Origin of the sequence: Dorea sp. AF36-15AT (genome assembly GCF_003477705.1) — a bacterium.
GTDB lineage: Bacteria > Bacillota > Clostridia > Lachnospirales > Lachnospiraceae > Claveliimonas > Claveliimonas ammoniilytica.
Window position 1 is genome coordinate 1 of sequence record NZ_QUDV01000011.1, and the last position, 24,772, is coordinate 24,772.

Genomic DNA, 24,772 nt, shown 5'->3' on the forward strand with positions numbered 1-24,772 from the left:
CAGAACTCAAGGCTGCTTTTTCGTTTACACCAACTCCGATTGTTTCCTTAACAGTTTGTAAGGATAATATTACCATTAAAAAGACCGCTTGCATTTCGGTGTAGGCGGTCCTCTTATATTCTGAACGATATGTAATTAGATGAAAAAATTATGCTTCTTCTTGGCTACCAATACCTTGCAGAGAACATCATCCACTGCGTCAGTATATCTGCCTTGTTCGAGAAGCTCATTTTCAGCCGGATAAGTGACTGAATAACTCTGCTCTGTTCTTCGGCTGTTAAGTAAATATGATATTTCTTTTCTCTCATTGGCTGTTCCTCCAGTTCTCATATACGTTTCTGATTGTCCCGACATCTTCTTCCGTATCGGAAGCAATAAATATATGTACACTTTGAAAGGCAGCTTTGATACGTTGAGTATAAGCACTTTCTGTTTCATTAGATTTCATAGGTAACTTGATCCGTTTAATTCCTCTCTGCTGACAGAGATGTTCTTTTAAGATTTCCATATCTTCTGAGCCGATGTTCACTTCAATCGCCACCTGTTCAGATGGGATATAAGTATCAAGCGGTATCCCTAAAACTCTGTCTGAGCCGAGTTCGATTTTCAATCCTTTCATATGTGAATAATAACTGAGGGCAAAAGCCGGAAACACTGATAAATACTCCTGCTCTTAACCGATGCTGTCCATTCATGCCCCAGTCGGCACTTCCAGATGACTTTCTTATGAGAACCTACGGTTACCTCTGTCGGTTTGATTTCATTCTTCTTGGACCACTCAGAAGCCAATCCCGGCTTCAATGTACTTAGATCGTTAATTCCTGCGACTGCTCTCGCCCCGGAGCAGATCGGGCATTTTTCTCCATTAGAACGAGCCTTAACGCTTGTCTGCCATTCGTGACCGCAAGCACCTCTCCACCATACTTTTTTATTTGAACCGAAAGTAATGTCATCAGGTGTAAGCGGTAAGTTCTTCTCCGACCACTCCGAAACAAGCTCCGGGTGTACTTCTGCTAAACTGTTGTTCATAGCCAAACCGGGGCCTCCTTGTGCTTAGAGTATATGAAGTTTTGGCTTTATCTTGTAGTTTGCGAATATCCGTATAAATAGAAAAAACCCTTTGAGAAAAGGATTTCTCCTCTCTCAAAGGGTAGTTTAATTTTTACTTAGAATTATCTTTTTTAATAACTAAGTTATAATTGCTATCATAATACAGTCCAAGTTCTCTACACATTCTATCGTTCACATTATCTAACGCTTTCTTATATTCTGCATACGTTGGAGACAGAACCATTAAATTAGGAATGAATATATCGTTATATCCTTTATTTTGTAACTCTTTCTGCATTTTTCTCTGTGCAATAAATGCTGGATGGTATTTCATTATACCGTTTTTCATTTTAGCACCTTTCCATACTTTTTCTTTTAGTCTTTCATATTCACTTTCACTCATATCACGATAATAGGCTATCATTTCATCTGCGGTTCTGGTTTCTTGTGCAATCCCACCTATCATCTTCGCACCTATTCCCATAATAAAAGGAACTTTCAATGTCGTTTCATCGCAATATTCTAATATATTCTGTAGTGCCTGCTTCTGTTCCAGAGTCTTCAACCTTACATTAAGAAATGGTTTGAAATGACTTTTAAAATAATCTCCCCATTCTTTTCCCGGTAGCAAAGACTCAATTGTATTTTCAACGGTTTGATAATCAAGTGCCTCATTTGCTTTGTCTGCGTCACCATCATCTATAAATTGCTTCAAAGCTTCAAGTTCTGAGTCTTTTAAAACTTTTTCCTGCACTTTTTCTTGATAAATACGAAGAAGAATACTTTTGTCGCCAGTTTCCAAAAGGCTCTGTATGTCTTTAATACTAATACCGAGTTTTCTATATACTGAAATCTTTTTTAAAGTTTCAACATCTTGTGCAGTATAGTTACGATAACCATTGTTATCTTTATCCACTGACAGCAATCCTTTTTCTTCATAATACTTAACTGCACGCTTTGTCATTCCAACCTCATTTATAATTTCATTTAATAACATCAGATGCACCTCCTTATGATTTATGTTGATAGTATAAGCGTATACGCTGCGTGCAGGTCAAGAGTTTTTCGTCTTTCTTCTAAAAATGGGCAATCCCGATTTCAGGACTGCCCATTCATTCTGCTAATTATGCGATTTTTTCTTGCTTGCACCGATTTCTGCATCAATTGATGTAAGTTTGATGTAAATCGCTGTTTTTTTAGTTTTTTATCAAATGAAGTACGTCCCGTCTATTTGGTAAAACGGTACATCGTTACATCACGTCGACTACCGTCTCCGTGTGTTTTTCGCCTTATGTCGGTGTTCGCAAGCGCACACCGCCGCAAGGCTCAGTTTTCTCATCTTAATAGAGCTTTGCACCTGCTGGAATGTGGTTATCAACCATGATCAGATGCAGTTCTTCATCCTCTGAGTCTTTCAGATTATTTACTGCTGATAACAACATACCACAAGACTCAATTCCCATCATCTTTCTCGGTGGAAGATTTGTGATAGCGATAAGAGTCTTTCCAACCAGTTCCTCCGGCTCATAAAAGCTATGAATACCGCTTAAAATGGTTCTGTCTGTGCCTGTTCCGTCATCAAGAGTAAACTGTAACAGTTTCTTTGACTTCGGTACTGCAACACACTCTTTCACCTTTACTGCACGGAAGTCTGACTTGCTGAATGTATCAAAATCTACCTCTTCCTCAAACAAAGGCTCAATCTTTACATTTGAAAAATCAATCTTCTCTTCTTTAGTCGCAATCTGGTCGCATTTTTCTGCTTCGTTACTCTTAGATGCCTTATTTTCCTGCTTATCTGCGCCGATAGACTTCATTGTCGGGAAGAGCAGTACGTCACGGATTGCCTCTGCCCCTGTCAGCAGCATGCAGAGACGGTCGATTCCGTATCCGATACCACCTGTCGGTGCCATACCGATCTCAAGTGCGTTTAGGAAGTCTTCATCCGTATGCTGCGCTTCCTCATCACCAGCTTCTGCATTAGCATCCTGCTGTGCAAAACGCTCTGCCTGATCGATTGGATCATTCAGCTCTGAGTATGCGTTACACATTTCCCATCCGTTCATAAACATCTCGAAACGCTCTACGTATTCCGGATTACCAGGAATCTTCTTGGTAAGCGGTGAGATTTCGATTGGATGATCCATTACAAATGTAGGCTGAAGCAAATGTTCTTCTGCATATTCTTCAAAGAACAGAGAAAGGATATCACCCTTCTTATGTCTGTCTTCGTATTCGATGTGGTGCTCATCTGCCAGTTTCTTGGCATCCTCAGTTGTCTCCACATCGTTCCAGTCAATACCGGCGTATTTCTTAACAGCATCGACCATAGTAATTCTCTCAAATGGCTTACCAAGATCCATTTCAATGCCTTTGTAGACGATCTTAGTAGTTCCGAGAACTTCCTGTGCCACATAGCGGTACATATTCTCTGTCAGATCCATCATTCCATTGTAATCTGTGTATGCCTGATAGAGCTCCATCAGCGTGAACTCTGGATTATGTCTTGTATCAAGACCTTCATTACGGAATACACGACCAATCTCGTATACCTTTTCCATACCGCCTACGATAAGTCTCTTCAGATAAAGCTCCAGAGAAATACGAAGCTTCAGGTCTTCGTTCAGTGCATTAAAGTGTGTTTCAAACGGTCTTGCAGATGCTCCGCCGGCATTACTTGTCAGGATTGGAGTCTCTACCTCCAGGAATCCCTGATCACCAAGGAATCTTCTGATTGCGCTGATGATCTTAGAACGTTTGATAAATACATCCTTTGATTCCGGATTCATAATAAGGTCAACATATCTCTGACGGTATCTCAGGTCTGTGTTGGTCATGCCATGGAACTTCTCCGGAAGGATCTGAAGACTCTTAGAGAGCAGTGTCATCTCTTCAGCATGGATAGAAACCTCACCTGTCTTTGTACGGAAGGCATAACCTTTCACACCATAAATATCACCGATGTCAGACTTCTTAAAATCTGCATATGCATCTGTACCGATCACATCTCTTGCAACATATACCTGAATGCTTCCATCCAGATCCTGAATATTGCAGAATGAAGCTTTACCCATCACACGCTTAAACATCATACGTCCCGCGATGCTTACGTGAATCGGACTTGCATCCATGATCTCTCTGCGCTCATTGTAATCGTCATTGACTGCCTGCTTTGCTTCCTGCTCATCCATACCCTCTGTATTCACAGCAGCTCTTCCTGCAAGAAGCTCTGCTTCGTGAGCATTGTACAGCTCTTTTACTTCCAGAGAGTGGTGTGTCTGATCATATTTTGTAATCTGAAATGGGTCCTTGCCCGCTTCCTGAAGGTTAGCCAGCTTCTCACGGCGAACCTTTCTTAACTGATTAATATCCTGTTCCTGTCCATTCTTCTGTCCAGCCACTTTCCTTACTCCTTATCTCTTAAATAGATCTCTCAATCTTCAATACTTTATAGGTAATATCTCCTGCCTGTGTCTCTACGACTACTTCATCGCCGACTTCACGTCCGAGAAGCGCCTTTCCAACCGGAGATTCGTTGGAAATCTTGCCCTGAAGGCTGTTAGCCTCTGTAGATCCTACGATTTTGAATTCAATCTCTTCATCAAACTCTTCATCATATACAGCTACTGTACATCCGATGTTAATCTTATCAGAGTCTACTTCATCCTCTACTACAACTTCTGCATTCTTCAGAATCTGCTCCAGCTCATCGATTCTTGCCTCGATATCGCGCTGTTCATCTTTAGCAGCATCGTACTCTGCATTCTCTGACAGATCGCCCTGTTCTCTTGCTTCTTTTATCTTTGCAGCAACTTCTTTACGCTTAACAACTTTCAGATTCTCAAGCTCATCCTCCAGTGCTTTTAAACCTGCATACGTAAGAATTTTCTTCTTTTCTTCCATGTTTCTCATCGCTCCTTACTATACTTTCGCAATTTCATAATTATACATAATTGAATCATTTCTGTCAATTGTTTCCGGTTATCATTTTTGTCAAAAGTGCTTCTAATTCTTCATATGTCTCTACCTGATTCACCATGTCTCTGAGTCTGGCGGATCCGGTCATTCCTTTGGTATACCACGCTGTGTGCTTACGCATTTCCCGGATTCCCAGATACTCACCCTTGAACTCAATCTGCAGTCTCGCATGTCGAAGTATCGTATCACATATCTGCTGAATGTTTGGACGCTCTGGAATCTGTCCGGTCTCTTCATACACCAGCAGTTCATGAAAAATCCATGGATTCCCCTGCGCTCCTCTTCCGATCATCACTCCATCACAGCCCGTCTGCTTCCGCATATCTGCTGCAAGCCTCGCCGAAGTCACATCTCCATTACCGATAACCGGAATCTTCACCGCCTCTTTCACCTGTCGGATAATCTCCCAGTCTGCCTTGCCGGAATAATACTGTTCTCTGGTTCTTCCGTGTACCGCAATTGCTGATGCCCCTGCCGCTTCTATGACCTTTGCAATCTCTACTGCATTTAGTGACTGTTCATCAAAGCCTTTACGTATCTTTACCGTCACAGGTTTTCGAATTGCTTTCACTGTTTCGGCTACAATATTATATACAAGCTTCGGGTTTTTCATGAGTGCTGATCCCTCACCATTTTTTACCACTTTCGGAACCGGACAGCCCATGTTAATATCCAATATCTGAAACGGCAGATTTTCAATCTTCTTTGCCTGTTCCGATATAATCTTCGGATCTGAGCCAAAGAGCTGTAGTGATACCGGATATTCATCAGGATGAATCGAAAGCAGTGCTTTTGTATTTTTATTCTTATACTGTAATGCCTTGGCACTGATCATTTCCATACACAACAGTCCCGCGCCCTGCTCTTTGCATAGCAGACGAAATGGCAGGTCTGTTACACCTGCCATCGGCGCCAGAATGTATGGATGCTTGATTGTCACATTTCCTATCTGCATGTCCACTCCTTATACTCCGCGCAGACATTTCCGCCTACACGCTCTCTCTGGCTGTCTTTTTATTCTTCTCATAGATCAGTTCCAGACCCTTTAATGTCAGATTCTGATCATAATAATCAATAGAGTCTGTCTCTTTATAAATGATATTGCCCAGTCCACCTGTCGCTACTACCTTCGCATCAGTAAACCCGGATTCTTCTTTCAACCGGCGAATCAGATACTCTGTCTGACCAATATATCCATATACAAGCCCCGCCTGCATACTGGAAATAGTCTCTCTCGCAAGGATCGTATCCGGCTTGCGGATCTCAATCTCCGGAAGCATCGCTGCCCCACCCCAAAGTGCTCTTGCTGATGTCCGGATACCAGGTGCCGTTACACCTATACCAAAAGTACCATCCGGTTCTACCAGGTCAAAAGTTGTTGCTGTTCCAAAGTCTACTACAATAATCGGTCCACCATATAATTTATAGGCCGCAACCGCATCCACAATTCGATCCGGCCCCGTCTGTCTTGGATTCTCTGTCGCTACTCGGATACCAGTCTTGATCCCGGCTGACACGATCACCGGCTTATGTCCAAAATATTTAATAATAGCACTACTGAATGAATGCATAATATCCGGTACAACAGACGCAATGATAACTGCATCAATCTCATCCGGATTCATATTCTGATTCCTTAAAAGCTCTCTTAGCGTAATACCATATTCATCGGAAGTTCTTGACATCATTGTTGTCATACGGAACTTTCCCAAAAGCTCTCTGTCTTCGAATACTCCCAACGTAATATTCGTATTTCCTATATCTATTGCAAGTAACATAGCGTCCTCCTATTCCTTACCAGCCAGATCCATATCTTCATTCAAAAAAAATACACGAAAATACATCTGAAGTGCTTCCAGCAGATCCGATTTCTCTGTCTGCAGCTTCTTAATCAGCAAGCGACTGCCAATATCATCAAATGTCGGATCAAAATCTTCGGATGTAACCTCAAAGCACAGTTCGCCATTTTCTTCAAACACGAGTGTTAATACGCCTCCGACATCGTGCACATACAACACACACATAATCTTTAACTCTTCTTTTACATGATCCGGAAGTCCTTCAAAATCCGGATTCAGATAATACTTCTCATTATAAGAGTTGGCTCCACAGAGCACAACTCTATCATCATACATACCCATATATTCCTCTTACCGATACCTCTCCGGCATAGATCGTCTCGACCTGCCCATTTTCCCGGCGCACCAAAAGCTCGCCATTTTTATCAATACCGATGGCATGTCCAGTATATTCATGCCCCGGCTCCAGAACACGCACCTCCCGGTCTCTGTTGACAAGCATTTCGTTATACCGCTCCCAGATCACCGACAGATCCCCTTCTTTTTCAAATTGCTCATAATATATCTCAAAACGCTTCATCACTTCTGCCACAAGTTCAGCCCGCTTTACAGACTGTGCACCAGCCAGATCCAGCGATGAGGCCTTATCTTTCAATTCCTCAGGAAATGTCTGCTGATGCACATTAATACCCACACCAATCACCACATAGTGGATCCATGTCATTTCCGTACTCATCTCAGTCAGGATTCCACAGATCTTCCTGCCATCCATTACAATGTCATTCGGCCACTTGATTCCCGGCGTAATTCCGGTCACCGTCTGTATGGCATCTGCCACGCTCTGCGCCATCAATACCGTAAGCATCGGCGCCTGTTCCGGCTTAATACCCGGTCTCAGAATTAACGTCATATAAATCCCGGTACCTTCCGGCGACTCCCAGACCCTGCCGCGTCTTCCTTTCCCGGCAGATTGATGACCTGCTACTACCAGAGTACCGTGAGATACTCCCTCTTCAGCAAGTCGCTTTGCCTTCACATTAGTAGAATCTATGACTGGACAATAAAAAACGCTGCATCCGGCCCATTTCGTCTGCAGACGACTCTCAATCTCTGCCTGCGATATCACATCCGGAACACTGACCAGATGATAGCCTTTGCCATGCACCGCTTCTATATCATACCCTTCCGCTTTCAACTGTTCTATTACTTTCCAGACAGCAGTTCTGGAAACCTTTAACTGGTTACAGAGCTGCTGTCCTGATACATATCCCTCCGCACTGCGGAGCATGGATAATATTTCTTTTTTCATTTATTCACCCAGTGTAGCCACCATAATTGCTTTGATCGTATGCAGGCGGTTCTCTGCCTCATCAAACACCTTGGATGCTTCACTTTCAAATACTTCCTCAGTTACTTCTTTTCCTTTGTTAGCTGGCAGACAGTGCGAGAAAATTGTAGTATCTTTACCTGTTCTTGCCATCAGCGCACTGTTGATCTGGTAAGGCACTGCAAGACGGATACGCTCCTGCTCTTTTCTTTCCTCACCCATAGAATACCACACGTCTGTATACAGCATATCAGCGCCTTCTACTACATCCAGCTTATCAGATACTGTTACGGTAGATCCTGCTTCTTTCGCCAGCTTCTCACAGGTCTCTACTAACCATGTTTCCGGCCACAACTGCTTCGGAGCTGAAATTGCAACATCAATACCAACCTTTGCACAGGCAACCATCAGACTGTTCGCTACGTTGTTACGTCCATCTCCAAGATACACTACCTTCAACCCCTTCAGGTATCCGAAGTGCTCTTTCAGTGTCAGCATCATTGCTAACGGCTGTGTCGGGTGCCACTGATCTGTCAGTCCGTTCCAGACAGGTACACCACTGTGTTCAGCCAGTTCTTCTACATAAGCATGGTCAAAGCCACGGTATTCGATACCATCAAACATTCTTCCCAGTACACGGGCTGTATCTTCGATACTCTCTTTTTCACCAAGCTGCAGTTCACTTCCTGCAAGGTAAGTTGCCAGAGCACCCTCTTCCTGTGCCCCGATGGTGAATGAACATCTGGTTCTGGTAGACGGTTTTTCGAAAATAAGTGCAATGTTCTTATCCTTCAGGCTGTTGCCTCTGATGCCTTTCTTTCTCTTCTCTTTCAGATCCTGCGCCAGATCTACGAGATAAACAATCTCCTCCGGTGTAAAATCAAGTAATTTCAAAAAACTGCGTCCCTTTAAATCCATGTCTTTTTCCTCTTTTCTTTATGTTTTATTCTTCTGTCGTATCTTTTCCAATCTCAGTCACGGATTTCACCAGCCCGGCGATCCCCTGAATTTCAGATGGAATAATGATCTTAGTAGCCTTACCATCTGCCGCCTTGGCAAATGCTTCCAAGCTCTTCATTGTAAGCACTGCCTCATCTGCTCCTGCTTCCTTCAGAAAACGGATACCGTCTGCATTGGCCTGCTGTACTTTCAAAATTGCCTCTGCCTGACCTTCTGCTTCTTTGATCATCTTTTCCTTCTCCGCTTCCGCGCGCAAAATTGCTGCCTGCTTCTCAGCCTCTGCATCCAGGATTGCTGATTCCTTATGTCCTTCTGCCACCAGGATCGTAGACTTCTTCTCGCCTTCTGCACGAAGGATAGCCTCACGTCTTTCACGCTCAGCTTTCATCTGCTTCTCCATCGCATCCTGGATTGCTGCCGGTGGAATAATATTCTTAAGTTCTACTCTGTTCACCTTAATGCCCCACGGATCTGTTGCCACATCCAAAGAAGCTCGCATCTTAGTATTGATCGTCTCTCTTGAGGTAAGTGTCTGGTCAAGTTCCAGATCTCCAATAATATTACGAAGTGTTGTAGCTGTCAGATTCTCAATCGCCATGATCGGATTCGCCACACCATAGCAGAACATCTTCGGATCAGTGATCTGATAAAACACAACCGTATCAATACGCATCGTTACATTATCTTTGGTAATTACCGGCTGTGGTGCAAAGTCTACTACCTGCTCCTTCAGATCCACTCGTCTTGCCACACGGTCAACGATCGGAAGCTTCACATGAAGTCCTGTTCCCCAGGTTGCCTGATAAGCACCGAGTCTCTCTATTACTAATGCCTGTGCCTGCCGTACAATACGCACACAGGATACTACAACTCCAATCACGATTAAAAGAATCAAGATTCCTAACATACTGAAAATACCTGCCACCATAACTAATCCTCCTTTGCCTTTACAATCAACTTAACTCCCTGGATTCCCTGGATCATCACAACCGTATCTTTTGCAATGAAACCAGACATCTCTTCTGTCTTCGCCGACCAGATCTGCCCGTTCACTTTTACCTGTCCTGATGCATGCAGCGTATCCACATCTTCCAGCACCAATGCCTGCTGACCGATCAGACTTTCCACATTCGTTTTCTGTCTGTTCTGGTTAAAATACTTCACCGCAATCGGTCTCGTCAGTACCAGCAGCAGAACCGATACGATGATAAATACCACAACCTGTACCGGCATCCCAAAGCCTAACACTGACATCAGAAGCGCCGCCAGCGCACCTCCGGCAAACCAGATCGTTGTAAGTCCCATGGTCAGAAGTTCGATCACAATGAGTACAATAAATATAATCAACCATCCCATTGTCTCCATAAGAATCCCTCCTTCGATTATGGTTCCATAACGGTTGGTATCATTATAATTATTCCATCTTCAAAAGTCAATGCCGACGTTGGCGCCCCGCTTCAAACATCACTACCGTAGCTGCGATCGCCGCATTCAGGGATTCCACCTGACCTGCCATTGGAATCTTAATATATGTATCCGCAAGTTCAGCTACCTGATCTCTGAGACCGTTACCCTCGTTGCCCACAAAAAATGCTGACGGTGTGCGATAATCCGGCTCATCGTAGGCAAGCTCTCCTGCCAGGTGTGTTGCATAAGTACGGATACCATGCTCTTTCATCTGCCGAATCACATCCGTTACGTTCTCCACATACACAAACGGCACACGAAACACAGATCCCATCGTTGAACGAATAACCTTCGGATTATACACATCCACACAGTCGGAGCTCATGATAATCCCTGTTACAGCTGCCGCTTCCGCAGTCCGTAATATCGTCCCCATATTCCCTGGATCCTGAAGATTATCTAACAGCATGATAAGCGGTACCTGTTCCGGTGCCTTAAGTTCCTTTTCAAGCCACGCTTCTCCCTGATTCTCCTGTGTCACCACACACAACACTCCCTGAGGCGTCTTGGTATCCGACACCAAATTCATCACGGTATCCGTCAGCACCTCCATCTGGCATCCACTCTTCTTATGCTTTGCATCCACCAGTGCTTTTTCCTTTTTATAGAAATGTTCGGTCACATAGATTTCCAGAAGTCTGTCCTCCGGCACTTCCTCGAACATCCGAAGTCCTTCTGTAAGAAATACCTTTTCTGTATCTCTGGCTTTCCTTTTCTTTCTCAAATTCACAAGTCTTTTTACCTTTGCATTGGATGTACTGGTAATCATAGTATTCTCCTAAATCTTCAAATAAATAAGCGGATTCCTGTTGGAACCCGCCCGAATAACTGTTATCAGAACTATTACTACATCTTGAATCTGTATCCTACACCCCAGATTGTCTCAATATACTGCGGGTTGGATGTATCCATCTCGATCTTCTCACGGATTTTCTTAATATGAACCGTCACCGTTGCTATATCTCCGATGGATTCCATATCCCAGATCTCGCTGAACAGTTCATCCTTAGTATACACATGATTCGGATGACTTGCAAGAAATGTGAGCAGATCAAATTCTTTTGTGGTAAATGCTTTCTCCTGACCATTAACCCACACTCTTCTGGCCGTTGTATCGATCTTCAGACCGCGGATCTCAATGACCTTGTTCACCTCTGCTGCGCTTCCGATCAGTCTCTCATATCGTGACAGATGTGCCTTAACTCTTGCCACCAATTCACTGGGACTGAACGGTTTGGTCATATAATCATCAGCTCCCAGACCCAGACCCCGGATCTTATCAATATCATCTTTCTTCGCAGATACCATGATGATTGGTGTATTCTTCTCTTCACGAAGCTTGCGGCAGATTTCAAACCCATCCATTCCCGGAAGCATCAGATCCAGGATTACCAGATTATAGTCCTCTTCCATTGCTTTCTGGTAACCGATCAGTCCGTCATTCGCCACTTCTACATCAAACCCGGACAGTTCCAGATAATCCTTTTCCAAATCTGCAATTGCTACTTCATCCTCTACTATTAATATCTTACTCATGAATCGGTACCTCCTGATATTTTCTTAATACAAAATACATGGTCGTACCAGTGCCTTCCCGGCTGGTCGCCCAGATCTTGCCACCATGCTCCTCAACGATTTTCTTTACAATAGACAAGCCAATGCCGCTTCCTCCCTTTGAAGAATTACGAGATGCATCTGTCCGGTAGAATCGTTCGAATATCTTCGTCAGATCCTTCGCTGCGATACCTTTACCATTATCTTCCAATTCCACCTGTACAAAATCTCCTACATCCTTCACACGCAGATTGATCATGCCTTTCGCTTTGTCCATATATTTGAGTGAATTATTAATAATATTGTGGATCACTCTCTTAATCTGCTCTGCATCTGCGATGATCTTCACATCACCTTCTACGTAATTAAAATATCCAAATTCTACATTTTTAGACTCAAGTTCCATGGAAAGTTCTTCCGCGCAGTCGTCAAAATATGCATTAACCGGGATAGTATTAAAATTATACGGAATACGATTCGTATCGATCTTAGAATACAACGTCAGCTCATTGATCAGCGTGTTCATCTCATTAGCCTTGTTGTAGATCGTCCGTACATACTTGTCAATCTTTTCCGGTGTATCTGCCACGCCATCCATAATACCTTCTGCATAGCCCTTAATCGTGGTCACAGGTGTCTTCAGATCGTGAGAGATATTGCTGATCAGTTCCTTATTCTCTTTATCAAACTGGATCTTCTCTTCCGCGCTCTCTTTCAGACGTATTCGCATATCTTCAAAGTTCTGATATACCTGACCAAATTCATCATTATCAGCTTTTGGCATCTCAAAATCCAGATTGCCATTCTTAATATTCTCCGCAGCCTTCTGGATCTTTGCCACCGGTCCCATGACTGCTCTGTATATCCACACGATCAGTGCTGCGATTGTAAAAAGCAGGATCAATACCACAATGATTACAATTTCTCTCGCCATCGCACGTACTTCCGGCATCACAGTTCCCACATCCGTAACAAGAAATGCACTGCCCTCTTCACCATCTTCATACTGAAAATCAATCTGCTTTACAAGCGCCTGCGCTTCACCTCCAAGATAAATACTGTTCTCCGATGGAGTTCTGTTCTCATCATATTCCGGCAACTGACTGATCACCGCTTCTGCTTCATCATAGTCTGTACCCATATATGCCATCATGTCATTCCTGCGCACCAACAGATAAGACTTCTTCTCTTCCAGTTCCTGATTAATCTTCTCCAGAAATGCCGCATCTTCCATCTTCTGTGGTGTCCGGTCGATCTCATTACACAATTCTCTGTACGGCTCCATCGTCAACTGTCCAAGTGTCTTGATTGAGTTAGACAGGCTCTCTACCGAAGTCCCACTGATACCATATGTCTTTTCTATACAATTCATCTGGTACTTTCCCACCGCAAATATAACACTTCCCGATAGAATAACCGGCAAGATCACGACTGTAAGAAATGCTACCACCAGTCTCGTCTTCAGCTTCATAATCAATAACCTCTTTATCTAAAAGTTATTCTTATCATAGCACAAAAATGGGTGCTTCTCACCAAAGCACCCATAAACATTTCTAAACTTTTTATAAAACTCCAGGCAACTATTAAGAAGCTCTTGCGCACAAGAAAAGCAAATCCGTCATGCTTGCATGTAAGGATTGCTTTTCTTGTGCGCAAGGCGGCTCGAATAGAGCTGCCGCCACCCATATGAGCAGAATTAGCTGCACAGCAGCGGGAAAGCACGAGCACTCGTGCGATTCTGCGAATATATAGGCAGGTTCTTAATAGCTGTTCTTCTATTCATCTCTTACAGATATGCTTTCAGTGCATCCACCTTGTCTGTCTTCTCCCACGGAAGATCGATATCTGTACGTCCAAAGTGTCCGTAAGCCGCTGTCTGTTTGTAAATCGGACGTCTCAGATCCAACATCTTGATCATGCCTGCCGGACGGAAGTCAAAGTTCTCTCTCAGGATCTCAACCAGCTTCTCATCCGATACTTTTCCTGTGCCGAATGTATCTACTCTGATGGAAGTCGGGCAAGCCACACCGATTGCGTAAGAAAGCTGAATCTCACACTTCTTGGCAAGTCCTGCTGCCACGACATTCTTAGCCGCATAGCGTGCTGCATAAGCTGCTGTACGGTCTACCTTTGTGCAGTCTTTACCTGAAAATGCACCACCACCATGACGAGCCATTCCGCCATAAGTGTCTACGATAATCTTACGGCCTGTCAGTCCGCTGTCTCCGTGAGGTCCGCCGATTACAAAACGTCCGGTTGGATTCACAAAGAACTTAGTATCAGCATCTACCATATTAGCCGGGATTGTCTCATCAAATACGTATTTCTTAATATCCTCATGGATCTGCTCCTGAGTCACCTCCGGATCATGCTGTGTAGAAAGTACAACAGCATCCAGACGAACCGGTCTGTCCTTCTCATCATATTCTACAGTAACCTGAGTCTTTCCATCCGGTCTCAGATATGGCAGAGTTCCATTCTTTCTTACCTCAGTAAGCTTCATAGCCATCTTCTGTGCCAGCGCGATCGGATATGGCATCAATGCTTCTGTCTCATCAGAAGCATAACCGAACATCATACCCTGATCTCCTGCTCCGATAGCGTCGATTTCTTCGTCAGACATGGTATGTTCTTTTGCTTCCAGCGCCTTATCAACACCCATAGCAATATCTGCAGACTGCTCATCCAGTGCTACTACTACACCGCAGGTATCTGCATCAAATCCATATTTGCCACGAGTATATCCAATCTCACGTACCGTGTCACGTACGATCTTCTGAATATCCACATATCCTTTTGTTGTAATCTCTCCCATAACCATAACCAGACCTGTAGTAGTGCATGTCTCACATGCCACACGGCTCATTGGATCCTGTTCCATAAGTGCATCCAGGATCGCATCTGAAATCTGGTCGCACATTTTGTCCGGATGTCCTTCAGTTACTGACTCTGATGTAAATAATCTTTTTTCCATCTTCTTGTGTTCCTTTCTGTTGTGTAAATATATCTTGTTATTAGCTGCATGATTATATATTCTCGACCAGGCTAACGCCTGACCGACGTGCAATCAATGCTCTTTCATTTATTGCACAAAAAGCAGCCCACAAGTGGACTGCTTTATTTCGTAGTTATAAACCAATCCTCTTATTGTTCGATTTGCTCGCTCAGGTTGGCACCTTCCTCCAATGGGGGTTGCCGCAGCTTCTCAGATCCTTTGTATCTCCACTGCTCTGAATAAGAGTTAGTCATAGTCAGGGACTTTTGCCCCTGCCATCATATTATTCAATTGTCTGCCGCCTCTAGCTGACTTTCAGCGTAAATCTGCGAATCTCACGTTCTGTACTGACACGCTCGATCACTGCGCCAAGGCCTCTCAACTTCTCTTCAAACCGCTCATATCCTCTCTGGATATATACGATGTCATCTACAATTGTAATACCATCTGCTGCAAGTCCTGCGATACAAAGCGCAGCTCCTGCACGGAGATCCGGTGCACTGACACGTGCTCCCGAAAGCTTCTCCACACCTTCGATCGAAGCGGAATTACCTTCTACCTTCACACATGCACCCATGCGGGCAAGTTCATCCAGATATTTGAAACGGTTTTCAAAAATACTTTCAGTAATCATACTTGTCCCTTTACAAAGAGCAAGCGTAACACCAATCTGTGGCTGCATATCTGTCGGGAATCCCGGATATGGCAAAGTCTTTACATGTGTACTGGTGAGTCCTCCCTTGGAAACCACGCGTACCGCATCATCAAACTCTTCTACTTCACAGCCAATCTCTACCAGCTTGGCAATGGTTGCTTCCAAATGCTTCGGAATGACGTTACAGACAGTCACATCACCCTTGGTTGCTGCTGCTGCAAACATAAATGTTCCGGCTTCAATCTGATCCGGAATAACAGAATATTCTGTTCTGTGCAGGGAACGCACACCTCGGATCTTGATCACATCGGTACCTGCGCCACGGATATTAGCACCCATGCTGTTCAGGAAGTTCGCCACATCTACTACATGAGGCTCTTTTGCCACATTCTCCATGATCGTCAGTCCATCGGCCATAGCCGCTGCCATCATGACATTGATCGTAGCACCTACACTGACAACGTCAAAATAAATATGCTTGCCGACAAGCTTCTCTGCCTCAGCAATGATCTTGCCATGCTCGATCTCAACCTCAGCTCCCAGAGCACGGAATCCTTTCAGATGCTGGTCAATCGGACGGCTTCCGATATTGCATCCGCCCGGAAGCGCCACAACTGCTTTCTTGTACTTGCCGAGTAACGCACCCAGCAGATAATATGACGCCCGGATCTTCTTGATATACTCATATTCGATATCAAAATTAGTAATTCCTTTACCATTGATCCTTACCGTATGTCTGTCAATACGGTGAACGGATGCGCCGATTCCGGCTATAGCGTCCAATAATACATTAATATCATTCACATCTGGCAGATTATCGATCAAAACCGTCTCGTCAGTCATAATAGCTGCCGCAAGAATAGCCAGAGCTGCATTCTTAGCGCCGCCAATCTCCACTTCCCCAACAAGCGGATTGCCGCCTTTGATAATATACTGTTCCATTTTGCACCTCAATTATTTTCTATTTATACTCTCGCCTTTATGTCCCAATATATATGGCACGTAAATCCAATTTCAATTAAATAACATTATTCGTATAGTCTAGTATACATCAGTAATAAGTATTTGTAAAATCTTTTTTACAACCCCGTAAGATTTTCGTAACATTTACCAATATGATTCCTGCCCGAAAACCTCTACTACTTTACCAATAGTTTCAGACAATGTCAATCCATCTTCGCAAATTGTAACATCTGCATACTTTTCAAACAACACTCTGCGCTCTTCATAGAGATCCTTAAGCGTCTGTCCTTCCCGCAACACAACCCCTCGCTTCTTTGGATCTCCGATTCTTTCTTTTATTGTTTGATAACTGGTCTGTAAATATACTACCGTACCAATTTCTTTGTAATGTTTCATGGCATGTTCACAGTATACCACACTTCCTCCCGGTGCGATCACTGACCGTTCCGCTTCAAGATCTGCGTTTACCTGATCTTCAATCACCAGGAAACCATCCTCCCCTTTTTCTGCAATGATCTCCCTGAGCAATGCTTGCTCCTGCTTCTGGATCAGCAGATCTGTATCTATAAATTCATAACCAAGCCTTTTTGCCAGTACAACTCCAACTGTGCTTTTGCCTGATGCCGGCATACCAATCAATATAATATTATCCATGCATCTGCTCCTTATCTTCTGCTCTGTCTCATTTTTGCGCAATCAGTATAGCATACGTTTTGTATTCTGCACAAGGCTAACCTTTTGGAAATGCGATCCCCTGATAATACTTCTGATTATATTTGCGCTGATCACTGCGACGCTTATAGATTTCCTGATAAAGCATCACTTGTATCAGATCCCGTATCCAGGATTCATCCGCACCCTTTCCTTCGCTTCGGATCAACTTTTCAATCACTTGATCTTTTTCTGCTCTGTCATACACGCGTCTTCCCATCAAGTGCAGCTGAAGCTGATCCGGATATTCATCAAACATCACACTTCCTTCATATGCAACACGGTCACATTCATCCTCTATATATGGAAGAAGCTGCTTCGCCGCATCCGGATACATACTTTTCATATATTCAAAATCCATCCGGTCTCTGCGCTCATCATCATATAAAAGTGGTGTAGGATATGCCATATAATATGGTAATTTCTGATCCATCTGTGATTCCTCCTGCGATTCGACTGTCATTCTGCTTCATTATATGCAGAATCCACGTCTGCGTGATTGCCTTTCCCTCCCACATCCGTTATAATGAAATCAATCATTACGGCTGACAGCCGCTATACTAAGGAGTTTACTATGGCATCATCATCAAAAAAATCAACCACCATTGTGAATCAGTATCAGTACACGGATCCACTAATGGTAGAAGTGCAGGACGGCTACGCCGCACAGACCTACAAGAACTATATTACACTGATCATCATTGCTCTGATCTGTGCATTCTTTACCTGGCGAGAATACAACACCCACAAAGGTGTGCTCTGTATACTCTTTGCAATCATTGTTGTATTATGTGTAATCGCTACTATTGTGTCGCTGGTCAGCACAAATAAGAGAAAAAAAGCTGAGATCCAGGCTTTCCGCGACAGTTATTCAAAAGACGGCTATGATCTCATGATCACGATTGAGGGCACGCGCATCCGCTCTTATAAGAATAATGCACCGGATGTAGATCTTCGCAAAAATGATGTGCGCGGTGTATTTGAGACAGAACGTTTCTTCGTGTTCCAGCTTACAGGCGGTATACTGCTGCCACTGAAAAAAGACGCATTCATTAAAGGAGATGTAGAAGCTTGTCGGAATTATATTCCGGAATTAAAGAAAAAATAATATTTCTTTTCATGCAAATGAGCTGGGTATCTCCATACCCAGCTCAACTTAATATATATTCGCTTTATACAGATGCTTCTGTTAATCCTTCCACTCCAATCGATGCAGATGTCCTTCCAGATTCATCCCTTTGAACCCATTCTGGCGCAACGCCTCATATAGTACGATTGCCACAGAATTGCCAAGATTCAGCGAACGGATATCTCCAAGCATCGGAATGCGGATGCTGTCTTCTTTGTGCTCTACTAATACCTCTTCCGGGATACCTGCGCTTTCTTTTCCGAACATAATATAGCAGTCCGGCTCGTACTTCACATCGGTATATACATTCGGTGCTTTGGTCGTCGCCATATAGATCTTCGCTCCCGGATTCTTTTCCATGAAATCATTAAAATCAATGTAAGTTGTTACGTCAAGATCTTTCCAATAATCCATACCCGCACGCTTCAAACTCTTTTCATCCAGTCGGAAGCCCAGCGGTTCGATCAGATGAAGCCTTGTTCCTGTTGCCACGCAGGTACGTCCGATATTCCCTGTATTTGCCGGGATTTCCGGCTCATATAATACAATATTTAACATTTGCTTAATCCTTCTTAATGTTCGTATGCGCTCAGAAAATACGTGCCTGCAATGGACTCGTATACGCCATTCACCTGTCTGCGTTCCAACATATGATATACTTCTTCATGCGCTTCATACAGTTCTTCACCACGTCCTGATTCCAACATTCCCTTTACGGAATAATATCTGGTAGAGTGAGTCAGCACACGTGTGATCGCATTGATCTTCAATACCATTGCATTGTGTCCCATATCTGCGATCATATCATGGAACTTATTGTCAATTTCAAACACTTCATCTACGTTAGGGTTCTTCTGTGTCATACTTGCTTTCATAACTCCAAGATGCTCTTTCAATTCTGCCAGTTCTTTATCGGAAGCCTTCTCAATCGCAAGACGCATAACACCGCTCTCTATCATCGTCCGCAGTTCATTCAGCTCCTGCTCATTCTGCTGATTTAATATAATTCCATAAACCATAGGATCAATCAGACTCTCGGAAAATCCGTCACAGACAAAAGTTCCATCTGCGCGGCGTATCTCCAGCACTCCAATATATACAAGTATCTTTACAGCTTCTCTGATCGAGTTCCTGGCTACTCCCATCTGCTCAGCCAGCTCCATCTCTGTCGGTATACGGTCTCCCGGTTTCAATTCTCCACTGACAATTGCTTCTGTCAGTCTATCGATCACACGCTGTACGACAGATGATCTGTTAATTTTTTTTAAGTATTCGGCCATCTGTTCATTCCTTTCTTAACATCCAATGTTATTCATTATCTGTTTATCATATTATACACAGACTCAGACTGACATTTCAACCAGTTTTACAATTAATTCAAGAATGCCTCGGCATTCTTGCTGCGAGGTGCGCGTCATGCAATTGCATGACGCGCACCTCTGCAAGTCTACACTCCGTTTCGGTCGGCGCAAAACCATTGTCCACCGGACAATGTGCGCCCTGCCGGAGGCTATATCAGCTGGGTGGATTGACTCCCAGCTGATATACATAAAACCCGCCATTCTTTCAAATAGCGGGTTCTTCAATGCACTGACTGGATGCATTGGGAGGATTATTCAGAACATAATAATACTTGGGTTGATGATTCAGCGTCTGACTTAATCCATGTGAGATCCACCGTTGATGTCGATCTCTTCACCAGTAATATAGGAAGCTTCCTTAGAAGCGAGAAATACGATTGCGTCAGCAACTTCCTGTGGCTCTCCAGGACGTCCCATTGGGATTCCATCGATAACAGCATCTGCCTGTTCCTTTGGAAGTGACTTCCAGATCTCTGTGTTGATCAGTCCAGGGCATACACAGTTTGTTGTGATACCATAAGAAGATACTTCACGGGCAAGGTTCTTAGAGAATCCAAGTACTGCGGCCTTAGAAGCTGAGTAATGAGCTCCGCCAAAAATACCGCCACCGCGTTTTCCGGATACAGATGACAGGTGTACAATACGTCCATAGTTCTGTTTCTTCATCACTTCGCATACTGCCTGTGTAATCAGGAACAGACCAAACATATTTACATTGAAGATACGTTTGATATCATCAAGTGTCATATCTGCAACAGTTACTTTCTGTGAAATACCTGCGTTATTTACAAGTACATCAATACGTCCATATTTGTCTACGATTGTGTTAACCAATTCCTTAACTGCTTCCGGATCTGTCAGGTTAGCCGCATATCCTGTAGCATCGATGCCCATTTTCTTCATTTCTTCTACATTAGCATCACATCCTGCCTGGTTGATATCACAGATAACAACCTTAGCACCCTGTTTGCCAAATGTCTGGGCAATCACACGTCCCATTCCTTTTGCAGATCCTGCTCCTGTTACTAATACTACCTGATTTGTAAAATCTAACATTTTCGTTTCCTCCTGTTTTAATCTTTATACGATTACTGCAGCTCTTCTGCTGTCTTTACGATATTTTCTACAGTGATTCCGTTCATAGCGAGCAGTCTCTCGTAAGGAGCTGACTGTCCATACTGATCCTGTACACCGATTCTTTTTACAATACCTTTGCCCATCTCAGCTGCCACTTCACATACTGCTGATCCAAGTCCGTTCAGGATGTTATGATCTTCAACTGTGATAACCTTGCCAATCTCATTGATACAAGCTGTAACTGCTTCTGTATCCAGAGGTTTGATGGTGTGCATATCCAGCACTCTTGCTGTGATTCCTTTTGCTTCCAGCTCTTTTGCTGCATCCAGTGCCAGACGTACAGTATCACCATTTGCGATAATCGCAACGTCTTTACCTTCTTTGAGCTGGTTTGCTTTACCGATTACAAATTCTGCATCCTCATCATAAATCTGTGGAATTGCATCACGTGTAAAGCGAAGATACATTGGTCCGTATGTTTCCGCTGCCTGACGTGTCAGTTTCTTAGCTGCCACATAGTCTGCCGGCATAATAACTGTCATATTAGGAAGTGTACGAAGAACGCCCATATCCTCGATTGCCTGATGTGAAGCTCCATCGTTAGCCGGAGTCAGTCCACCATGAGAGCATGCAATCTTTACATTCAGATTCGGATAGCAGATTTCCTGACGGATCATCTCGCACATACGAAGGGAACCGAATACTGCATAAGTTACTACAAATGGAACCTTTCCGCATGTAGCAAGTCCTGCTGCCACACCGGCTGCATTCTGCTCTGCAATACCTACATTTACATACTGATTCTTATCGTCATGATACTCTGAAGATAATTCCTTACGGAAGTCCCCTGTCTTACAGCTCTTTCCGATATCTGCATCGATTACAAGAATATCTGGATTTTCTTTTCCTAATTTTAATATCTCTTCACCAAATCCTGCTCTGGTTGCAACTTTCTTTAATTCGCTCATTTTCAAACCCTCCTTATGCTATTACTCAATAATCTGCGCCTGCAGTTCCTGCATTGCTTTCGCATGTTCTTCTTCATTTGGAGCTACTCCATGCCATGATACAGAATTCTCCATGAAGGATACGCCTTTACCTTTGATGGTATGTGCATAGATGCATTTCGGCTTGCCATTCTTTGATGCATAGCATTTCTCAAGTGTTGCACAGATCTCTTCCATGTTATGTCCGTCAATCTCAATTACTTCAAATCCGAAAGCACGGAACTTCTCGCCAAGATCTCTATTCGGCATAACCTGATCACAAGGTCCGTCAATCTGCAGTCCGTTGTAATCCATAAATACGATCAGGTTATCCAACTGATATTTGTGTGCTGTATTGGCTGCTTCCCAGATCTCACCTTCCTGAGCTTCACCATCACCGACTACGCTGAACACTTTATAGTCTTTGTGATTCATTTTTCCTGCAAGTGCCATTCCTACTGCACATGCAAGTCCCTGTCCCAGTGAACCGGTTGAAATGTCAATGCCAGGACACTTATTCATAGATGGATGTCCCTGTAATTTGGAACCTTCCTGTCTCAGTGTATCAAGTTCTTCTTCCGGGAAAAATCCGAGTGTTCCGAGGCATGCATACTGAATCGGGCATACATGTCCTTTGGAAAGAACCATACGGTCACGATCCTCCCACTGTGGATTCTTTGGATCTACATTCATATACTTAAAGTAGCATGCTGTCATAAAATCTGCTGCTGACAGTGATCCGCCCGGATGTCCGGACTGAGCTTTGTAGATCATATCCACTACCTTCATTCGCATCTCAGTTGCCTTGTTTTTCAATTCTTTCATTGATACATCTTTCATTTTCTTCACCTCATTTTATTCTACGTAGGATGTTAGTTGTTTTATATAAAATCGGGTAGTCAGCCCGATTCATATTCTGTTTGGAACCATGCCCCCGAGACCAGCGACATGGTCTCGGGAAGTTCCAGGAGTTCTATATGTATAAATGGATTAATGGGTTACACAAACATCAGTGAAATCGCCGGGATATAGGTGATCAGCAGCAGGATAATAAGCATTGCCACTAAGCAAGGTATAATTCCCTTCGATATATCCTCGATCGATATCTTGCCGATACCACATGCCACATACAGGTTGACGCCAACAGGCGGTGTAAACAGTCCGATTGCCAGGTTGACGATCATGACTACACCAAGGTGGATCGGATCGATTCCAAGCTGTAATGCAACTGGTGCAAACAGTGGTGTGAAAATGTACAGTGCTGATGTCGAATCCAGGAAACATCCTGCGATCAACAGTACAATATTTACAATAATGAAGAAGATAACGGTACTTCCTCCTGTTACGTTCAGCATCATGCCCTCAATTGCTTCATCCAGTCTTGCTCTTGTAAGAACATATGCGAAAAGTGACGCTCCCATGGTGATGAACATAACCGTTGCTGTTGTTGAGCAGGAATCTACCATGATATCTGACAGCTTATTCAGATTCAGATCTTTGTAGATTACGAATCCTACAAACAGTCCATAGAATACGGATACAGCAGCCGCTTCAGTTGGTGTGAAGATTCCTCCGTAAATTCCTCCAAGGATGATGACTGGCATCAGAAGTCCAGGTACTGCATCCTTAAACGCTGCTAAACGTTCTGCGCCGGAAGCCTTCGGTGACACTTTCAGGTCACATTTTCTTCCTATAACTAATGCAGTGATAATCAGTCCTACTCCCATCAGGAGCCCAGGTACCATACCTGCCTTGAACAGGCTTGTGATTGATGCATCAGCAATGGAACCATATACTACGAATGTGATAGACGGTGGAATTACTACTCCGATTGCTCCACCGGCTGCCATCAATGCACAGGAAAATGCTGCCGGATATCCTGCTTTCACCAGTGCCGGAATCATGATCAGTCCAAGCGCTGCTACGGTTGCCGGACCAGATCCTGAAATTGCTGCAAAGAAACAAGACACTACGATACATACCATAGCCATACCGCCTTTGATGTGGCCGAGACATTTCTCTGCAAGGTTGATCAATCTTCCTGAAATACCTGCTTTTTCCATTACATTACCCGAGATAATGAAGAATGGAATCGCAAGTAATACGAACTTACTACTTGAAGCAGAACAGATACGAGGCAGTACACTCATAACTGCTACGATCGGTTTTCCTGCTCCCTGAACCAGCATTGCTGCTACACTTGACATTCCCAGACATACTGCAATGGGAGCTCCACAGATCAGCAGCACTACAAATACTCCTAACAATATTACACCTGCCATTTAATTGTCCCCCTTTGCTATTTTGATCGTTCCATCCAGAAATGCGACCATTGAGAATGCTCCGCCTAACGGTACAAATAATCCGTAGATCCATTCCGGCCACTGCATAGTTGCTGTCTGCTGTCCCATCTGATACTGACTGATAACCATCTCAATACCAAAGATTACAATCAACAGACAAAACAGTGTTGCGATTGCATACATAACTGTCTGCACAATTCTTGCTGCATTCGGTGACAATTTGTCAGTCAGAAGCGTTAAACCGAGATGTGCTTTTCTTCTGGCTGCGATCGCCGTACCCATAAAGCTCATAAGTACGAATAAGTAACATGACATCTCATCAGCAACTGCCAGTGGGCTGTTAAATACAAACCGAGCAATAACATTTATAAAAACCAGGATTGCCATCACTGACACGCTTAAGCATGCTACGATTTTTTCAAATTTCTCTATATACTTCATGCCATTCTCCTCCTGA

28 protein-coding genes and 1 riboswitch are annotated in these 24,772 nt (G+C 43.6%); of the genes, 1 reads left to right on the forward strand and 27 read right to left on the reverse strand.

The genetic code is table 11. The features are described from left to right. Window positions 1-164: 164 nt before the first annotated feature. The 20 genes from DWZ93_RS14885 to DWZ93_RS13465 all read right to left on the reverse strand — a co-directional run bounded on the left by DWZ93_RS14885 (window position 165) and on the right by DWZ93_RS13465 (window position 17,892). Window positions 165-308: a hypothetical protein gene (locus DWZ93_RS14885; RefSeq protein WP_199665554.1), complete on the reverse strand. Its 144-nt coding sequence runs from the start codon at window positions 306-308 to the stop codon at window positions 165-167. Further along, window positions 305-619 carry a hypothetical protein gene (locus tag DWZ93_RS15050; protein ID WP_243061299.1) on the reverse strand — a complete coding sequence of 105 codons (315 nt, stop codon included), beginning with the start codon at window positions 617-619 and terminating at the stop codon, window positions 305-307. Before DWZ93_RS15050 ends, DWZ93_RS14885 begins: the two co-directional genes overlap by 4 nt. Next, window positions 616-1,029, reverse strand: coding sequence for a zinc-ribbon domain-containing protein (locus DWZ93_RS15055; RefSeq protein WP_243061300.1), 414 nt, complete (start codon window positions 1,027-1,029; stop codon window positions 616-618). The genes DWZ93_RS15050 and DWZ93_RS15055 overlap by 4 nt, the downstream gene beginning before the upstream one ends. A 133-nt stretch (window positions 1,030-1,162) precedes the next feature. Next, window positions 1,163-2,047, reverse strand: a complete 885-nt coding sequence (locus tag DWZ93_RS13385; RefSeq protein WP_118453242.1) for a MerR family transcriptional regulator — start codon at window positions 2,045-2,047, stop codon at window positions 1,163-1,165. Window positions 2,048-2,390: 343 nt separating this feature from the next. Further along, window positions 2,391-4,451 carry a lysine--tRNA ligase gene (lysS, locus tag DWZ93_RS13390; RefSeq protein ID WP_199665968.1) on the reverse strand — a complete coding sequence of 687 codons (2,061 nt, stop codon included), beginning with the start codon at window positions 4,449-4,451 and terminating at the stop codon, window positions 2,391-2,393. Between the two features lie 19 nt (window positions 4,452-4,470). Further along, complete coding sequence (greA, locus tag DWZ93_RS13395) at window positions 4,471-4,953, reverse strand: transcription elongation factor GreA (RefSeq protein WP_118383174.1); 483 nt, start codon at window positions 4,951-4,953, stop codon at window positions 4,471-4,473. 64 nt (window positions 4,954-5,017) lie between these two features. Next, window positions 5,018-5,983: a tRNA dihydrouridine synthase DusB gene (dusB, locus tag DWZ93_RS13400; protein WP_118453243.1), complete on the reverse strand. Its 966-nt coding sequence runs from the start codon at window positions 5,981-5,983 to the stop codon at window positions 5,018-5,020. 34 nt (window positions 5,984-6,017) lie between these two features. Further along, a complete protein-coding gene (locus DWZ93_RS13405; RefSeq protein WP_118383176.1) occupies window positions 6,018-6,806 on the reverse strand; it encodes a type III pantothenate kinase in 789 nt (262 codons plus the stop codon). 9 nt (window positions 6,807-6,815) lie between these two features. After that, entirely contained in the window at window positions 6,816-7,163 is a 348-nt protein-coding gene (locus tag DWZ93_RS13410; RefSeq protein ID WP_118453268.1) for a DUF6145 family protein, read from the reverse strand. Continuing rightward, the gene (locus DWZ93_RS13415) at window positions 7,156-8,136 is read right to left on the reverse strand and encodes a biotin--[acetyl-CoA-carboxylase] ligase (protein WP_118453244.1); all 981 of its coding nucleotides are present in this window, start codon (window positions 8,134-8,136) and stop codon (window positions 7,156-7,158) included. The genes DWZ93_RS13410 and DWZ93_RS13415 overlap by 8 nt, the downstream gene beginning before the upstream one ends. Then, window positions 8,137-9,072 carry an ornithine carbamoyltransferase gene (argF, locus tag DWZ93_RS13420; protein ID WP_118453245.1) on the reverse strand — a complete coding sequence of 312 codons (936 nt, stop codon included), beginning with the start codon at window positions 9,070-9,072 and terminating at the stop codon, window positions 8,137-8,139. It abuts the gene before it with no gap. A gap of 25 nt (window positions 9,073-9,097) precedes the next feature. Next, window positions 9,098-10,042, reverse strand: coding sequence for an SPFH domain-containing protein (locus tag DWZ93_RS13425; protein ID WP_118383179.1), 945 nt, complete (start codon window positions 10,040-10,042; stop codon window positions 9,098-9,100). A 2-nt stretch (window positions 10,043-10,044) separates the two neighbouring features. Then, window positions 10,045-10,479 carry an NfeD family protein gene (locus DWZ93_RS13430; protein WP_118453246.1) on the reverse strand — a complete coding sequence of 145 codons (435 nt, stop codon included), beginning with the start codon at window positions 10,477-10,479 and terminating at the stop codon, window positions 10,045-10,047. Window positions 10,480-10,546: 67 nt separating this feature from the next. Then, a complete protein-coding gene (gene rlmB, locus DWZ93_RS13435) occupies window positions 10,547-11,350 on the reverse strand; it encodes a 23S rRNA (guanosine(2251)-2'-O)-methyltransferase RlmB (protein ID WP_118383181.1) in 804 nt (267 codons plus the stop codon). A 77-nt stretch (window positions 11,351-11,427) separates the two neighbouring features. Further along, window positions 11,428-12,117: a response regulator transcription factor gene (locus DWZ93_RS13440; RefSeq protein WP_118453247.1), complete on the reverse strand. Its 690-nt coding sequence runs from the start codon at window positions 12,115-12,117 to the stop codon at window positions 11,428-11,430. Then, the gene (locus DWZ93_RS13445; protein WP_118383183.1) at window positions 12,110-13,606 is read right to left on the reverse strand and encodes a sensor histidine kinase; all 1,497 of its coding nucleotides are present in this window, start codon (window positions 13,604-13,606) and stop codon (window positions 12,110-12,112) included. The genes DWZ93_RS13440 and DWZ93_RS13445 overlap by 8 nt, the downstream gene beginning before the upstream one ends. Window positions 13,607-13,921: 315 nt before the next feature. Next, window positions 13,922-15,109 (reverse strand): methionine adenosyltransferase, encoded by a 1,188-nt coding sequence (gene metK / locus DWZ93_RS13450; protein ID WP_118453248.1) that lies wholly within the window; start codon window positions 15,107-15,109, stop codon window positions 13,922-13,924. Window positions 15,110-15,276: 167 nt separating this feature from the next. Continuing rightward, window positions 15,277-15,376, reverse strand: a riboswitch (SAM riboswitch). Between the two features lie 58 nt (window positions 15,377-15,434). Beyond that, window positions 15,435-16,727: a UDP-N-acetylglucosamine 1-carboxyvinyltransferase gene (locus DWZ93_RS13455; RefSeq protein WP_118453249.1), complete on the reverse strand. Its 1,293-nt coding sequence runs from the start codon at window positions 16,725-16,727 to the stop codon at window positions 15,435-15,437. A gap of 165 nt (window positions 16,728-16,892) precedes the next feature. Further along, the gene (locus DWZ93_RS13460) at window positions 16,893-17,402 is read right to left on the reverse strand and encodes a shikimate kinase (RefSeq protein ID WP_118453250.1); all 510 of its coding nucleotides are present in this window, start codon (window positions 17,400-17,402) and stop codon (window positions 16,893-16,895) included. 76 nt (window positions 17,403-17,478) lie between these two features. Further along, a complete protein-coding gene (locus DWZ93_RS13465; RefSeq protein ID WP_118453251.1) occupies window positions 17,479-17,892 on the reverse strand; it encodes a hypothetical protein in 414 nt (137 codons plus the stop codon). A 141-nt stretch (window positions 17,893-18,033) separates the two neighbouring features. Here DWZ93_RS13465 and DWZ93_RS13470 point away from each other — a divergent pair, with 141 nt between their 5' ends. Next, a complete protein-coding gene (locus tag DWZ93_RS13470) occupies window positions 18,034-18,567 on the forward strand; it encodes a YcxB family protein (protein WP_118453252.1) in 534 nt (177 codons plus the stop codon). Window positions 18,568-18,648: 81 nt separating this feature from the next. Here DWZ93_RS13470 and DWZ93_RS13475 read toward each other — a convergent pair whose 3' ends face one another. The 7 genes from DWZ93_RS13475 to DWZ93_RS13510 form a co-directional block, all read right to left on the reverse strand. Continuing rightward, window positions 18,649-19,146, reverse strand: a complete 498-nt coding sequence (locus tag DWZ93_RS13475; RefSeq protein WP_118453253.1) for a tRNA (cytidine(34)-2'-O)-methyltransferase — start codon at window positions 19,144-19,146, stop codon at window positions 18,649-18,651. A gap of 14 nt (window positions 19,147-19,160) precedes the next feature. Continuing rightward, a complete protein-coding gene (locus DWZ93_RS13480; RefSeq protein ID WP_118383190.1) occupies window positions 19,161-19,868 on the reverse strand; it encodes a FadR/GntR family transcriptional regulator in 708 nt (235 codons plus the stop codon). A 378-nt stretch (window positions 19,869-20,246) separates the two neighbouring features. Next, window positions 20,247-21,005 carry an SDR family NAD(P)-dependent oxidoreductase gene (locus DWZ93_RS13490; RefSeq protein WP_118383191.1) on the reverse strand — a complete coding sequence of 253 codons (759 nt, stop codon included), beginning with the start codon at window positions 21,003-21,005 and terminating at the stop codon, window positions 20,247-20,249. 32 nt (window positions 21,006-21,037) lie between these two features. Next, on the reverse strand, window positions 21,038-21,994 hold the full coding sequence (locus DWZ93_RS13495) for a transketolase family protein (RefSeq protein ID WP_118453255.1): 957 nt from the start codon (window positions 21,992-21,994) through the stop codon (window positions 21,038-21,040). Between the two features lie 21 nt (window positions 21,995-22,015). Then, entirely contained in the window at window positions 22,016-22,852 is an 837-nt protein-coding gene (locus DWZ93_RS13500) for a transketolase (protein ID WP_118383193.1), read from the reverse strand. Between the two features lie 158 nt (window positions 22,853-23,010). Then, complete coding sequence (locus DWZ93_RS13505; protein ID WP_118453256.1) at window positions 23,011-24,294, reverse strand: TRAP transporter large permease; 1,284 nt, start codon at window positions 24,292-24,294, stop codon at window positions 23,011-23,013. Beyond that, window positions 24,295-24,756, reverse strand: coding sequence for a TRAP transporter small permease (locus DWZ93_RS13510; protein WP_118383195.1), 462 nt, complete (start codon window positions 24,754-24,756; stop codon window positions 24,295-24,297). Window positions 24,757-24,772: the final 16 nt, after the last annotated feature.

Excerpts from the sequence above, each read along its gene's own strand:
- DWZ93_RS13500 (WP_118383193.1), bottom strand. The coding sequence starts at position 22,852 with ATGAAAGATGTATCAATGAAAGAATTGAAAAACAAGGCAACTGAGATG.
- DWZ93_RS14885 (WP_199665554.1), bottom strand. The coding sequence starts at position 308 with ATGAGAGAAAAGAAATATCATATTTACTTAACAGCCGAAGAACAGAGC.
- DWZ93_RS13490 (WP_118383191.1), bottom strand. The coding sequence starts at position 21,005 with ATGTTAGATTTTACAAATCAGGTAGTATTAGTAACAGGAGCAGGATCT.
- dusB (WP_118453243.1), bottom strand. The coding sequence starts at position 5,983 with ATGCAGATAGGAAATGTGACAATCAAGCATCCATACATTCTGGCGCCG.
- rlmB (WP_118383181.1), bottom strand. The coding sequence starts at position 11,350 with ATGATTACCAGTACATCCAATGCAAAGGTAAAAAGACTTGTGAATTTG.
- DWZ93_RS13470 (WP_118453252.1), top strand. The coding sequence starts at position 18,034 with ATGGCATCATCATCAAAAAAATCAACCACCATTGTGAATCAGTATCAG.
- DWZ93_RS13385 (WP_118453242.1), bottom strand. The coding sequence starts at position 2,047 with ATGTTATTAAATGAAATTATAAATGAGGTTGGAATGACAAAGCGTGCA.
- DWZ93_RS13455 (WP_118453249.1), bottom strand. The coding sequence starts at position 16,727 with ATGGAACAGTATATTATCAAAGGCGGCAATCCGCTTGTTGGGGAAGTG.
- DWZ93_RS13505 (WP_118453256.1), bottom strand. The coding sequence starts at position 24,294 with ATGGCAGGTGTAATATTGTTAGGAGTATTTGTAGTGCTGCTGATCTGT.
- DWZ93_RS13425 (WP_118383179.1), bottom strand. The coding sequence starts at position 10,042 with ATGGTGGCAGGTATTTTCAGTATGTTAGGAATCTTGATTCTTTTAATC.
- DWZ93_RS13495 (WP_118453255.1), bottom strand. The coding sequence starts at position 21,994 with ATGAGCGAATTAAAGAAAGTTGCAACCAGAGCAGGATTTGGTGAAGAG.
- DWZ93_RS13445 (WP_118383183.1), bottom strand. The coding sequence starts at position 13,606 with ATGAAGCTGAAGACGAGACTGGTGGTAGCATTTCTTACAGTCGTGATC.
- metK (WP_118453248.1), bottom strand. The coding sequence starts at position 15,109 with ATGGAAAAAAGATTATTTACATCAGAGTCAGTAACTGAAGGACATCCG.
- DWZ93_RS15055 (WP_243061300.1), bottom strand. The coding sequence starts at position 1,029 with ATGAACAACAGTTTAGCAGAAGTACACCCGGAGCTTGTTTCGGAGTGG.
- DWZ93_RS15050 (WP_243061299.1), bottom strand. The coding sequence starts at position 619 with ATGAAAGGATTGAAAATCGAACTCGGCTCAGACAGAGTTTTAGGGATA.
- DWZ93_RS13510 (WP_118383195.1), bottom strand. The coding sequence starts at position 24,756 with ATGAAGTATATAGAGAAATTTGAAAAAATCGTAGCATGCTTAAGCGTG.
- greA (WP_118383174.1), bottom strand. The coding sequence starts at position 4,953 with ATGGAAGAAAAGAAGAAAATTCTTACGTATGCAGGTTTAAAAGCACTG.
- DWZ93_RS13440 (WP_118453247.1), bottom strand. The coding sequence starts at position 12,117 with ATGAGTAAGATATTAATAGTAGAGGATGAAGTAGCAATTGCAGATTTG.
- DWZ93_RS13405 (WP_118383176.1), bottom strand. The coding sequence starts at position 6,806 with ATGTTACTTGCAATAGATATAGGAAATACGAATATTACGTTGGGAGTA.
- DWZ93_RS13410 (WP_118453268.1), bottom strand. The coding sequence starts at position 7,163 with ATGTATGATGATAGAGTTGTGCTCTGTGGAGCCAACTCTTATAATGAG.
- DWZ93_RS13465 (WP_118453251.1), bottom strand. The coding sequence starts at position 17,892 with ATGGATCAGAAATTACCATATTATATGGCATATCCTACACCACTTTTA.
- DWZ93_RS13415 (WP_118453244.1), bottom strand. The coding sequence starts at position 8,136 with ATGAAAAAAGAAATATTATCCATGCTCCGCAGTGCGGAGGGATATGTA.
- DWZ93_RS13480 (WP_118383190.1), bottom strand. The coding sequence starts at position 19,868 with ATGGCCGAATACTTAAAAAAAATTAACAGATCATCTGTCGTACAGCGT.
- DWZ93_RS13475 (WP_118453253.1), bottom strand. The coding sequence starts at position 19,146 with ATGTTAAATATTGTATTATATGAGCCGGAAATCCCGGCAAATACAGGG.
- DWZ93_RS13430 (WP_118453246.1), bottom strand. The coding sequence starts at position 10,479 with ATGGAGACAATGGGATGGTTGATTATATTTATTGTACTCATTGTGATC.
- DWZ93_RS13460 (WP_118453250.1), bottom strand. The coding sequence starts at position 17,402 with ATGGATAATATTATATTGATTGGTATGCCGGCATCAGGCAAAAGCACA.
- argF (WP_118453245.1), bottom strand. The coding sequence starts at position 9,072 with ATGGATTTAAAGGGACGCAGTTTTTTGAAATTACTTGATTTTACACCG.